A 12,333-nucleotide genomic window follows, 5' to 3' on the forward strand; every position below is an offset into this window, starting at 1 on the left:
ATTCATGAAAACAGCGGTCATTTCAGGTGCTAGTAGCGGTATAGGCGAGGCCTGTGCTCGGTTATTGGCTGAATTCGGTTGGGAAGTCTTCCTTGTAGCTCGGCGACGTGATCGTCTTGATGAAATCGCTTCTGAAATCAATGGCCATGCTATTGATCTGGATGTAACCAAGGCATCTGTTGAAGATTTTAAATGTGTTAGAACCTGTGATCTTCTGGTAAACTGTGCTGGAGGTGCGTTTGGTGTTGATGTTGTAGAGGAGGCTGATGTTGATGACTGGGTGAAAATGTACAATGTCAATGTACTAGGAACTCTTCGGTTAACTCAAATATTCCTGCCCCGCCTTATAGAGTCTCAGGGGTGTGTTATCAATATCACCTCTACTGCTGCGCTAGGAGGTTACGAAGGAGGTGCTGGCTATTGCGCTGCAAAGAGCGCTCAGAGGGCCCTCACTCAGTCTCTCCGCCTTGAGATGAAGGGCGAGCCTGTGCGTATTACTGAACTATTACCAGGAATGGTGCATACTCCAGAGTTTTCGTTGAATCGACTCCAGGGTGACGCGGATAGGGCCAGTGCTGTATATAAGGACGTTGACCGGCCCTTGACAGCGGAAGATGTTGCTCAGGTTGTATTGATGGTTTCCAACCTTCCGCCTCATGTCAACATTGACGAACTAGTAGTTCGGCCGGTAGCTCAGAGAGCGCAGCATGCTCTGTTTCGAGGTGCTCTCAATTGGCATGATTCTGTACATAAGCCCGACTCTTTCCTAAATTAAGGAAAGGCTGCATATATCCCGCCGTAGCTGAGTGTCAGCCATCGGCGGGGTATAATCTTGAGTTCCTACCACTGCCTGAAAGGAGTCGCCCGATGAAGAAGTTCTCCTTTACCCCGGCTGATTACCAGTATCGGAAGAAGGTCACGATCCGAAAGGGTTTCCTGGCCCAGATGGATGCCCTAGTGTGCTGGCAGTGAATCGATGCTTTGTTGCCATCCCACCTTCCGGGCGCGAACGGCAAGCGGTCCGTTCGTTGTCATGGGCAGTGCTTCTTGAAGCAGTCCCATCACCCGGAAATAGCTAATGATGGGCATTGGCACCCTCGTTATCAGTTCATCTGTATTCATTTAAGGAGTTTTAAATGATGGTCTCTCATGAAAGCATACTTGGTGTGGCCATTATCGCTCTTGGAATGGTTTTGACCCCAGGCCCCAACATGATGTATTTGACTTCTCGAGCCATATCGCAAGGACGCCTTGCTGGTCTGACTTCGTTGGCGGGAGTGGCACTCGGGTTTGTTTTTTACTTATTGGCTTCCGCGCTGGGTCTTGTTACCTTGTTCAAGACTGTTCCAATAGCTTACGACATCATCCGGATCGCCGGAGCAATATACTTGGGATATCTAGCATGGAATATGCTGCGTCCGCAAGGGTTATCGCCATTCAAGGCACAAGAACTTTCGCCTCATTCCCCACTGCGACTCTTTACGATGGGTTTGGTGACGAACCTTTTGAATCCGAAGATCGCACTAATGTACTCGGCCTTGATCCCGCAGTTTATCGACGTCACTGCGGGGTCGACCCTTGAACAGTTCATTCAACTTGGATTTATTCAGATTGTTATAGCTGTAACCATCAATGGTATGATTGTCTTGGCTGCCTCGTCAGTCAGTGCATTTCTCTCAGAACGTCCCTCCGCGATGCGAACCCAGCAGATTCTCTCGGGCTCTGTCCTTGGTTTTTTCGCTATCGACCTCATTCTTCGTGAATAACTCACCTAATCTAAATGAGCTTTATATTTATAAAATCAGGATATCCTCTAATTGTCAGCTCCCGGATGACCAATTGAGCTATAGGAGCTATCCTCTGTTAGCCGCCAGGGAGCTTCTTTAGCAATTCATTCGGGAGCAGCTTCATGGGCATCAAGCTGCATAACAAGCGACCGCGACACCGGAGATTCGTGCCGAGATCCAGACAGCGCCCTCGAGCATCACGGATAGCGAGCTAGCTGTGATCTCTCGGTAGGTTGTTCATCCGGAGCCTACCCGGAAAATTGGGGGGTGCGAACCAAACCAACCTCCAGGAGGCCCGGATGAACACCCATAAGAATGCCCGTCTCACTCCCCATGGTCGCGCCCTGCTGGTCCGCCGAGTCCTCGAAGAAGGGCTGCGGCCCGAGGAGGTCGCCCAGGCGCAAGGCGTCAGCGTGCGGACCGTCTACAAGTGGGTACGCCGGTTTCGTGAAGCGGGCGAGGCCGGCCTTCAGGATCGCTCATCACGCCTGAGCGCAGCCCCTTCGCAACAGATGCTGCAGTGGTAGAGCACATCATCGCGCGTCGTCAGCAGCGCCAGACGTACCGCCAGATCGCCCAAGCGCTGGGCGTCGGTCACAGTACGGTGGCCAGGATTCTGAAACGCGCGGGGCTGAATCGCCTAGCGGTCCTGGCGCCTGCTCGTCCAGCTAATCGCTATGAGCACGAGGCGCCCGGGGACCTCGTGCATCTGGATATCAAGAAGCTCGGCCGTTTCGAGCGCCCGGGGCACCGTGTGACCGGCGATCGTCAGCAGAGCACTCGCGGTGCTGGGTGGGAGTATGTCCACATCGCCATCGATGATCACTCGCAGGTGGCCTTTGGCACCCGTTACCCCGATGAGACCGGATGGCGTGTGTGGTCTTGGCGCGTTGATGAAGTACTTGAGCCATGGATCCTCCTCGGACAATGGTTCGTACCATCGACCATTACACCCCGGGACTAAACACCTAGGCGCGACCCTATGACAGCTCGGAGCAGCGGGGCCGGCATCTGCCGGCCTGGCTTCATCAGTACAACTGGCATCGACCGCATGCCAGCCTGGATTACCACCCTCCGGTTAGTCGGCTGGGACTTTCCGTGAACAACCTGGTGGGTTTACACAGTGGGCGTCTCCACCGCGACTATCCAGCGCTGGCGGTACCGTGACGATGTCTATGACCGACCGCACACGCGTCACAACCGGTTGGCCACCATCCCTTCAATCAGGAGTGCTAGCCCCATGGCATTGAGCACCGCCTGATCCAGCCTGGACGGCCGCAGACGAATGGCATGGTGGAACGCTTCAACGGCCGTATCAGCGACGTGCTGGCGACTCGGCGCTATACCTCAGCCGAGGACCTGGAACAGACGCTAAAACGCTACTGTTGGCTGTACAATCACCATATTCCTCAGAAGGCACTGCACCATCAATCGCCGATTTTAGCGATGAAGGAGTGGCAGGCCAAGCGGCCAAAGTTATTTACCAAGTGCGTGGTTAATCACACGGGACCTGACATCTACCGAGTATCGGGTACACCTCCGTTGGGTGTGATGCTACAAAGCTCGCCCCGTAGCCAGTCGATCAATTGACCGACCGCGGTTCCTGGTGCGCCTGGGGGCAACCATAAACCGAGTCGGGCCGGGGTTTCGATAAAGCCCCAGGGGGCGATGAGTCGGCCGGTACGAAGATCTTCTTCGACCAGGTATGCCGGCGCGATAGCAACGCCCAGCCCCGCAAGGGCGGCTTCCAGCAAATAGTTGAGGTGCTCGAACGCCTGATCCCTGCGTATTCTCGTGGTATCCAGCCCCTGGGCCGAGAGCCAGAGCGACCAGGCCCGTTCGCGTGACTGAGTGTGCAGTAGCGGTAGGTTCGGCAGTATGTCGGGGGTGATGGCGATGTCCTTATCGATCAGGCCTGGCTTCATCACCGGCCCCATAAGTTCCGGCGCCAAGTCAATCACCTGGGCACCGATAGGCCAGGGTGGCTCGGCAAAGCGCAATACGGCATCGACACCAGCGTCGAGCGGCCATGGCATGTTCTCCCCATTGATCGGCTCGCTGGCGGTCAGGTGCAGGCTCAGGTTCGGGTACTGGGTCTGAAGCCGGTCCAGGCGCGGAATGAACCAGCGTGCCAGGAAGCTGCCGGAGCAACCGAGCACCACCGGCGCGTCTGCGGCGCGCCGTTTCAGCTGTGCGCAGCCCCGAGTCAGCAGCTCGAACGCCTGTGAAGTGGAATCACGTAGCAGCTCGCCCTCCCCGGTAAGTGCTAGCCCCCGCCCTTCACGCCGGAATAGGTTCACCCCGAGTTGCTCTTCGAGCTGGCGAAGCTGCCTGCTGACGGCACCATGCGTGACGTGCAGTGCCTGTGCCGCTCGTGTGACGCTCAGTGTACGGGCTGTTTCATTGAAGGCTCTCAGTGCGTTCAACGAAGGTAAAGTGTGGCTCATAGGAACATCCATAGGTAAGTTTTTCTCACGTATTGATGCAAAATAATCGATTTTTACTAGCCCGGCATCCGCTTAATCTTCATGGCTGCATATCCCCTATGGAGCTATCGCCATGAGCCCCCTGAGCCAGGCCCCCGAGATCGGCCCCGACGCAAACGGCTTCTTCGGCCGTTTCGGTGGCCGTTTCGTCGCCGAAACCCTGATGCCGCTGATCCTGGATCTGCAGGTCGAATACGAGAAAGCAAAGAGTGATCCAGAATTCCATGCCGAGCTGAATGCGCTGGGCAGGGACTATGTGGGTCGCAAGAGCCCGCTCTACTTTGCCGAACGCCTGACCGAGCATCTCGGTGGCGCGACGCTCTATCTCAAGCGCGAAGACCTGATGCACACCGGCGCGCACAAGATCAACAACTGCCTGGGACAGATCCTGCTCGCCAGGCGCATGGGCAAGAGGCGGATCATCGCCGAGACCGGCGCCGGCATGCACGGCGTGGCCACCGCCACCGTTGCCGCGCGCTTCGGCATGGAGTGCGTGATCTACATGGGCAGTACCGATATCGAGCGCCAGCAACCCAATGTGCAGCGCATGACGCTGCTCGGCGCCAAGGTGATTCCGGTGACCAGCGGTACCGGTACCTTGAAGGATGCGATGAACGAGGCCCTGCGCGACTGGGTCACCAGCGTGGCGAACACCTTCTATATCATCGGCACCGTGGCGGGGCCCCACCCTTACCCGGAGATGGTGCGCGACTTCCAGGCCGTCATCGGCCAGGAGGTGCGCGAACAAGTGGCCGAGCAGGAGGGGCGCCTGCCCGACTCTCTGGTCGCCTGTATCGGTGGTGGCTCCAACGCCATGGGTCTGTTCCATCCCTTCATCCAGGACCTGCCCGTGCGCCTGATCGGTGTGGAAGCGGCCGGGCACGGCATCGATACCGGCAAGCATGCCGCCAGCCTCAAGGGGGGGGCGCCGGGCGTACTGCACGGTAACCGTACCTTCCTGCTGCAGTCCGATGATGGACAGATCCAGGACGCTCACTCTATCTCGGCCGGGCTCGACTACCCCGGTATCGGTCCCGAGCACGCCTGGCTGCATGAAGTGGGCCGTGGTGAATACGTTTCCATCACCGACGATGAAGCCCTGGAGGCGTTCAAGGTCCTGTGCCGGCTGGAGGGGATCATCCCGGCCCTGGAGTCCTCCCATGCCATCGCCTACGCGATCAAGCTGGCGCCGACGCTGCCGAAGCAACACGTCATGGTGATCAACCTGAGTGGCCGTGGAGACAAGGACATGGCAACCGTCACCGACTATCTGGCCGATGAGCCAGCAGCTTGAGGAAAGAGGCGATGACTCACTACCAGAACAGGATCGAACGCCGCTTCGCGGAGCTGAAAGCCGCCAATCGCACCGGGCTCGTTACCTTTATCAGCGCCGGCGATCCTGACTATGACGTTAGCCTGGAAGCCCTGCTGGCATTGCCGGAAGCGGGGGCCGATGTGATCGAACTGGGCATGCCGTTTACCGACCCGATGGCGGATGGCCCCTCGATCCAGAAAGCATCCCTGCGTGCACTGAACGCCGGGCAGGATATGCAGAGGACCCTTGCCATGGTGCGTGCCTTGCGCGAACGCGAGAACGAAATCCCGCTGGTATTGATGGGCTACTACAACCCGATCTATCGCATGGGGGTGGAGAACTTCCTGAGCCAAGCATCCGACGCAGGCGTGGACGGGCTGATCGTCGTGGACCTGCCACCCGAGCATGATGACGAGCTCTGCCTGCCGGCGCGGGAGCACAATATCCACTTCATCCGCCTGGCGGCGCCGACCACCGATGCCAAGCGGCTCCCACTGGTGCTGCAGAACACGTCCGGCTTCCTCTATTACGTCTCCAGTACCGGTGTCACTGGCATGGCTGCGCCGACGCCGGAACGCGTGGAAGCGGAAGTGAATGCAATCCGCGAACACACCGATATTCCGATCGGCGTCGGCTTCGGTATTCGCACGCCGGAGCAGGCCAAGCGTATCGCCAGGTTTGCCGATGCCGTCGTCGTTGGCTCCGCACTGATCGAGTGTATCGAGAAGGCCGCGACCCCGGATGAGGGCACGCAGGCGGTGGTCGACCTGACCCGCTCTCTGGCGGAAGCGGTCGATAAAGCACGTAAGTATCAATGAGCCCATGTATCGTGCAGTCGCTCGGCCTGACTCTCATGGCGGGTCTGGGAGAATAGTGAAGCATCATCGGGTAGGAAGCGGGGTTTCCTCCATCCTCCTGTAATGCCCCCTGGTTTTTGCACACCTTACGCAGCTAACGCAGGGTGTGCTCAGGATGACACGTAGCCCAGGTGTCGGGTCCCCGGTGATTAATTACCCGTTTGTGGAAGACCTCTGGTCGCTTGGCTTCCCAGTCTTGCGTCGCTGTGATAGGCGGCTGGTGATGCAGCGCCTTCTGCGGGATGCGGTGATTGTTCGGCCAACAGTAGCGTTTTAGCGTCTGTTCCAGGCCCTCGGCTGAGGTATAGCGCCGAGTCGCCAGCACGTCGCTGATACGGCCGTTGAAGCGTTCCAGCATGCCATTCGTCTGCGGCCGTCCAGGCTGGATCAAGCGGTGCTCAATGCCATGGGGCTAGCTGTGATCTCTCGGTAGGTTGTTCATCCGGAGCCTACCCGGAAAACTGGGGGTGCGAACCAAACCAACGTCCAGGAGGCCCGGATGAACACCCATAAGAATGCCCGTCTCACTTCCCATGGTCGAGCCCTAGCAAGTGAGTCAGCTGCTGCAGGCCATCCTCGACCAGAACTCGGTGGAAAAGAAGGTGATCGCCTTGGCGGCGCTGACCGGGCTGCGCCAGGGGGAGTTGCTCAGCCTCGAGGCCTCGAACGTCCACGATGGTCGCATCCTCCTGCGACCAGACCAGACGAAGAGCGGCAAGACCCGGGTGGTGCCGGTACCGGAGGATGCCAGGGCCTGGCTGGAGGAGCTGCCCTTCGCAACGTCCTATCATCGGCTGCTCACGGTGTGGGAAAAGGCCAGGGTGGCAGTGGGCCGGCCGGATCTGCACTTCCATGATCTGCGCCACAGCTATGCTAGCATGCTGGCCCAGGCCGGCGAGAGCATGACTACAGTGCGGGATCTGCTGGGGCATTCCAGCCTGATCGTCACCTCGCGCTATGCGCACATGTTCGATGCAGGGCTAGATGATATTGCGGCCAGGTTGCCGCGACTGAATGCGGCCATCTGCGACCAAGCACTGAGGAGGGGTGCGACAGACGAGAAAAAGCCGCTAAGTGCCTGATTTTACTGGTACCGGTGGTCGGACTCGAACCGACAAGGGCTTGCACCCGGCGGATTTTGAATCCGCTGCGTCTACCAATTCCGCCACACCGGCAACGGCGTGGCATTATACGTGGCCGGCGGGGCAGGTCAATCGCGATATGCATCGGGCGGCCTGACTTGGCGGTCAGGACAGGGTATCCTAGGGCGCGTTTTTTCCGGGCGCCCAGCGCCCGAGTTTCGATCCCCTGCCACCGAGCCGAACGAGCCCGAACCGCCATGCAGCGCGCCGACTTTCACTATGAGCTCCCCGAGGAGCTGATCGCCCGTTACCCCTCCGAGCAGCGCAGCGACTGTCGCCTGCTGTGCGTGGATGGCGACAGCGGCGAGCTGGCTCATCGCCGTTTCCCCGACCTGCTCGAGATGCTGGCGCCCGGCGACCTGCTGGTGTTCAACGACACCCGGGTGATTCCCGCCCGCCTGCACGGCCACAAGGCCAGCGGCGGCAAGGTGGAGATGCTGCTGGAGCGCCCCCTGGACGCCCACCGCGGCCTGGCCCATCTGCGCGCCAGCAAGTCGCCCAAACCGGGCACCGAGCTGCACTTCGAGGGCGGCATCCAGGCGGTGGTGGAGGGGCGGCGCGAGGCGCTGTTCGAGCTGCGCTTCCTCGGCGAGACGCCGATGATCGAGCTGCTCGAGCGCCACGGCCATATGCCCCTGCCGCCCTATATCACCCGCGACGACGAGCTGAGCGACCGCGACCGCTACCAGACCGTCTATGCCCGCCGCGACGGCGCCGTGGCCGCTCCCACTGCGGGGCTGCACTTCGACGAGCCGCTGCTCGAGCGCCTCGCCGAGAAGGGCGTGGAGAGCGCCTTCGTCACCCTGCACGTGGGCGCCGGCACCTTCCAGCCGGTGCGCGCCGACGATATCCGCGAGCACCAGATGCACAGCGAGTGGGTGGAGGTGAGCGAGACGGTCTCCGAGCGGGTCCGCGCCGCCAAGGCCGCCGGCCGCCGGGTGATCGCCGTGGGCACCACCAGCGTGCGCTGCCTGGAGAGCGCCAGCGCCGGCGGCGAGATCGCCCCGCTGCAAGGCGACACCGATATCTTTATCTATCCCGGCTATGAGTGGCGCTGCGTGGATGCGCTGATCACCAACTTCCACCTGCCGGAGTCGACCCTGCTGATGCTGGTCTCCTCCTTCGCCGGCTATGACCAGGTGATGGCGGCCTACCGGGAGGCGGTGCAGGAGCGCTATGCCTTCTTCAGCTATGGCGATGCGATGTTCTTAACCCGCCAGGGTTGCTGAGCCGCCCGAGCCCCTTTCCCATGTCGAGATTCCCATGCGTAACGACTGCTTCATGACCTTCGAGCACCTGGCCAGCGATGGCCGGGCGCGGCGTGGCCGCCTGACCTTCCCCCGTGGCACCGTGGAGACCCCGGCCTTTATGCCGGTGGGCACCTACGGCACCGTCAAGGGCATGACCCCGGCCTCGGTGAAGGAGATCGGCGCCGAGATCATCCTCGGCAACACCTTCCACCTCTGGCTGCGCCCCGGTACCGAGGTGATCGAGGCCCACGGCGACCTCCACGACTTCGCCCAGTGGGACAAGCCGATCCTCACCGACTCCGGCGGCTTCCAGGTCTTCTCCCTCGGCGAGATGCGCAAGATCACCGAGGAGGGCGTGCACTTCCGCTCGCCGGTGGATGGCGCCAAGGTCTTCATGGGCCCCGAGGAGTCCATGGCGGTGCAGCGCTCCCTGGGCTCGGACGTGGTGATGATCTTCGACGAGTGCACCCCCTACCCGGCCACCGAGCGGGAGGCCGAGCTGTCCATGGAGCGCTCGCTGCGCTGGGCCAAGCGCTCCCGGGACGCCCACGGTGACTCTCCCTCGGCGCTGTTCGGCATCATCCAGGGCGGCATGTACCCGGAGCTGCGCCGGCGCTCCCTGGATGGCCTGCTGGAGATCGGCTTCGATGGCCTGGCCATCGGCGGCCTCTCGGTGGGCGAGCCCAAGGAGGCGATGATCGAGGTCCTCGACTATCTGCCCACCTGGATGCCGGAGGACAAGCCCCGCTACCTGATGGGGGTGGGCAAGCCGGAGGACCTGGTCGAGGGGGTGCGTCGCGGCGTCGACATGTTCGACTGCGTGATGCCCACCCGCAACGCCCGCAACGGCCACCTCTTCACCTTCGAGGGCACGGTCAAGATCCGCAACGCCAAGCATCGCCACGACACTCGCCCCCTGGAAGAGGACTGCGACTGCTACACCTGCCAGCACTTCTCCCGGGCCTACCTGCATCACCTGGATCGCTGCGGCGAGATGCTCGGCTCAATGCTCAATACGATCCATAACTTGCGCCACTATCAGCGCCTGATGGCCGGTTTGCGCGGGGCTATCGAAGCGGGTACATTGGCGAACTTCGTGGAAGACTACTATGCGCGCCGGGGGCTGCCGGTCCCCGAGGCACCGCAATAACCCGGCGGCGCAGCTTGCCCCCGCCGCGGGAACTCCCCGCGGCATACGATTTCCAACCTGTCCAGGAGACACTGACCCATGCTGGATTTCCTTATCGCTCCGGCCCATGCCGAAGGCGGCGGCGCTGCGGGTGGCGGTATCGCCCAGATCGTGATGCTGGTCGGCTTCGTGCTGATCTTCTACTTCCTGCTGTGGCGTCCCCAGGCCAAGCGGGCCAAGCAGCACAAGCAACTGATCGGCGGCCTCGCCAAGGGCGACGAGATCGTCATCGGTGGTGGCCTGGTGGGCCGCGTCACCAAGGTGAGCGACGAGTTCATCGGCATGGAAGTCGCCGACGGCACCGAGGTCAATGTGCAGAAGAACGCCGTCGCGGCGGTGCTGCCCAAGGGCACCATCAAGTCCATCTGATCCTCGACCGCCCGGCCGCGCCGGGCGGTTTCCCCCGCCCGGCATCCGCCATTTCTTGCGTTAGCAACAAGGCAGGGCTTGCATGCTCAACCGTTACCCCCTGTGGAAGTATCTCCTTATACTTCTGGTTCTTCTCGTCGGCCTGATCTACGCCCTTCCCAACCTCTATCCGGAAGACCCCGCCGTCCAGATCAGCAGCGCCCGCAGCGATATCGCCCTCGACGAGCGTCAACTGACCCGCATCGAACGCGCCCTGGACGAGGCCGGCATCGCCGTCAAGGCCAGTGAACAGAGCGGCGATACCACCCTGATCCGCCTGCTGCACGCCGACGATCAGCTGCCCGCCCGAGAGATCATCTCCGGCCTGGTGGACGACGACCAGGTGGTGGCCATCAACCTGGCCGAATCCACCCCCGCCTGGCTCTCCAACCTGGCCGCCTCGCCCATGACCCTGGGCCTGGACCTGCGCGGCGGCGTGCACTTCCTGCTCGAGGTGGACATGGAGGCGGCCCTGACCCAGCGTCTCGAGGTCAACGCCAGCGCCATGCGCGAACTGCTGCGCGACGAGCGCATCCGCTATCGCGGCACCGAGATCGAGGAGCGCACCCTGACCCTGTCGTTTATCGACGAAGAGGACCGCGATACCGCCCGCCGGTTGATCAGCCGCGAGTTTCCCGACTTCGATTACGAGAACCTCGGCAACGGCCGCGGCGCGGCCCTGGCCATGCGCCTCACCGATCAGGCGGTCAACGAGATCCAGGACTACGCCATCAACCAGAACCTGACCACCCTGCGCAACCGGGTGAACGAGCTGGGGGTGGCCGAGCCCATGGTGCAGCGCCAGGGCCCCAACCGCATCGTGGTGGAACTGCCCGGCGTGCAGGATACCGCCGCCGCCAAGCGGGTGGTGGGCGCCACCGCCAACCTGGAGTTCCGCCTCGAGGCGCGCCCGGACACCCCGGACGCCGAGACCGAGCGCTTCGCCTTCCGCAATGATGAGTCGCGCAGCGCCGATCTGATGCGCGATGTCATCATCACCGGTGACAGCGTCTCCAGCGCCAGCCGCAGCTTCGACGAGAGCGGCCGCCCCCAGGTCAATATCAACCTGGACGGCACCGGCGGCACCCTGATGAACCGCGCCACCCGCACCAATATCGGCCGCAACATGGCGGTGCTCTTTATCGAGCACAAGACCCGCGACCGGGTGGTGATGGAGGACGGCGAAGAGGTGGTGGTCCGCGACCCCTACACCGAGCGCGGCCTGATCAGCCTGGCCACCATCCAGAGCGCGCTGGGCAACAGCTTCCGCATCACCGGCCTCGATTCCCCCACCGAGGCGGCGGAACTTGCCCTGCTGCTGCGCTCCGGCTCCCTGGCGGCGCCCATCTACTTCGTCCAGGAGCGCACCATCGGGCCGAGCCTGGGGCAGGACAACATCGACCGCGGGGTGATGTCGGTGATGATCGGCCTGCTGCTGGTGGTGCTGTTCATGCTGATCCGCTACAAGGTGTTCGGCATCATCGCCAACCTGGCCCTGGCCATCAACCTGATGCTGCTGGTGGCCGCCATGTCGCTGCTGGGCGCCACCCTGACCCTGCCCGGCATCGCCGGTATCGTGCTGACCCTGGGCATGGCGGTGGACGCCAACGTCTTGATCTTCGAGCGGATACGCGAGGAGCTACGCGGCGGCCTGTCGGTGCAGCAGGCGATCCACGCCGGCTATGAGCGTGCCTTCACCTCCATCATCGATGCCAATATCACCACCCTGCTGGTGGCGGTGATCCTGTTCTCCATCGGCACCGGTCCGGTCAAGGGCTTCGCCGTGACCCTGTCACTGGGGATCCTGACCTCGATGTTCACGGCCCTGCTGGTGACCCGCGCCATGGTCAACCTGACCCATGGCGGCAAGCCGCTGAAGACGCTCCGGATCTAAGAGGT

At 61.7% G+C, this 12,333-nt stretch carries 10 protein-coding genes, 1 tRNA gene and 3 pseudogenes; 11 read left to right on the plus strand and 3 right to left on the minus strand.

What is annotated here, in order from left to right; genetic code table 11:
• Positions 1-4: 4 nt before the first annotated feature.
• The 4 genes and pseudogenes from ACZ5EF_RS16730 to ACZ5EF_RS16745 form a co-directional block, all read left to right on the plus strand.
• Complete coding sequence (locus ACZ5EF_RS16730; RefSeq protein WP_464122404.1) at positions 5-775, plus strand: SDR family oxidoreductase; 771 nt, start codon at positions 5-7, stop codon at positions 773-775.
• Positions 776-1,136: 361 nt separating this feature from the next.
• Positions 1,137-1,766 carry a LysE family translocator gene (locus ACZ5EF_RS16735; protein WP_346061479.1) on the plus strand — a complete coding sequence of 210 codons (630 nt, stop codon included), beginning with the start codon at positions 1,137-1,139 and terminating at the stop codon, positions 1,764-1,766.
• Positions 1,767-2,086: 320 nt separating this feature from the next.
• Positions 2,087-2,954, plus strand: a pseudogene (locus ACZ5EF_RS16740) (leucine zipper domain-containing protein).
• Between the two features lie 15 nt (positions 2,955-2,969).
• Positions 2,970-3,377 (plus strand): annotated as a pseudogene (locus tag ACZ5EF_RS16745) (integrase core domain-containing protein); the annotation flags it as partial.
• Here the strand turns inward: ACZ5EF_RS16745 and ACZ5EF_RS16750 are convergent.
• The gene (locus tag ACZ5EF_RS16750) at positions 3,305-4,234 is read right to left on the minus strand and encodes a LysR family transcriptional regulator (RefSeq protein WP_346061478.1); all 930 of its coding nucleotides are present in this window, start codon (positions 4,232-4,234) and stop codon (positions 3,305-3,307) included. The pseudogene ACZ5EF_RS16745 and the gene ACZ5EF_RS16750 sit on opposite strands and share 73 nt — an antisense overlap.
• Positions 4,235-4,346: 112 nt before the next feature.
• Between ACZ5EF_RS16750 and trpB the strand changes: the two genes are divergently transcribed.
• Entirely contained in the window at positions 4,347-5,567 is a 1,221-nt protein-coding gene (gene trpB, locus ACZ5EF_RS16755; protein ID WP_346061477.1) for a tryptophan synthase subunit beta, read from the plus strand.
• 11 nt (positions 5,568-5,578) lie between these two features.
• Positions 5,579-6,406 (plus strand): tryptophan synthase subunit alpha, encoded by an 828-nt coding sequence (trpA, locus tag ACZ5EF_RS16760; protein ID WP_346061476.1) that lies wholly within the window; start codon positions 5,579-5,581, stop codon positions 6,404-6,406.
• Positions 6,407-6,539: 133 nt separating this feature from the next.
• Here trpA and ACZ5EF_RS16765 read toward each other — a convergent pair.
• A pseudogene (locus tag ACZ5EF_RS16765) lies at positions 6,540-6,854 on the minus strand (integrase core domain-containing protein); the annotation flags it as partial.
• 142 nt (positions 6,855-6,996) lie between these two features.
• On the opposite strand from ACZ5EF_RS16765, the gene ACZ5EF_RS16770 reads away from it, so the two are divergent.
• A complete protein-coding gene (locus ACZ5EF_RS16770) occupies positions 6,997-7,527 on the plus strand; it encodes a site-specific integrase (protein WP_346061475.1) in 531 nt (176 codons plus the stop codon).
• Between the two features lie 6 nt (positions 7,528-7,533).
• On the opposite strand, the gene ACZ5EF_RS16775 is transcribed toward ACZ5EF_RS16770, so the two are convergent.
• Positions 7,534-7,620, minus strand: a tRNA-Leu gene (locus ACZ5EF_RS16775).
• Positions 7,621-7,784: 164 nt separating this feature from the next.
• Here ACZ5EF_RS16775 and queA point away from each other — a divergent pair.
• From queA to secD, 4 genes are all read left to right on the plus strand, one after another.
• Positions 7,785-8,816, plus strand: a complete 1,032-nt coding sequence (gene queA, locus ACZ5EF_RS16780; protein WP_346061474.1) for a tRNA preQ1(34) S-adenosylmethionine ribosyltransferase-isomerase QueA — start codon at positions 7,785-7,787, stop codon at positions 8,814-8,816.
• 52 nt (positions 8,817-8,868) lie between these two features.
• Positions 8,869-9,987, plus strand: a complete 1,119-nt coding sequence (gene tgt, locus ACZ5EF_RS16785) for a tRNA guanosine(34) transglycosylase Tgt (protein ID WP_346061848.1) — start codon at positions 8,869-8,871, stop codon at positions 9,985-9,987.
• A 78-nt stretch (positions 9,988-10,065) separates the two neighbouring features.
• Positions 10,066-10,395 carry a preprotein translocase subunit YajC gene (gene yajC, locus ACZ5EF_RS16790; RefSeq protein WP_346061473.1) on the plus strand — a complete coding sequence of 110 codons (330 nt, stop codon included), beginning with the start codon at positions 10,066-10,068 and terminating at the stop codon, positions 10,393-10,395.
• An 82-nt stretch (positions 10,396-10,477) separates the two neighbouring features.
• Positions 10,478-12,328: a protein translocase subunit SecD gene (gene secD / locus ACZ5EF_RS16795; protein WP_346061472.1), complete on the plus strand. Its 1,851-nt coding sequence runs from the start codon at positions 10,478-10,480 to the stop codon at positions 12,326-12,328.
• The last annotated feature ends 5 nt before the right edge of the window (positions 12,329-12,333 follow it).

This window comes from Bisbaumannia salifodinae, assembly GCF_055388505.1.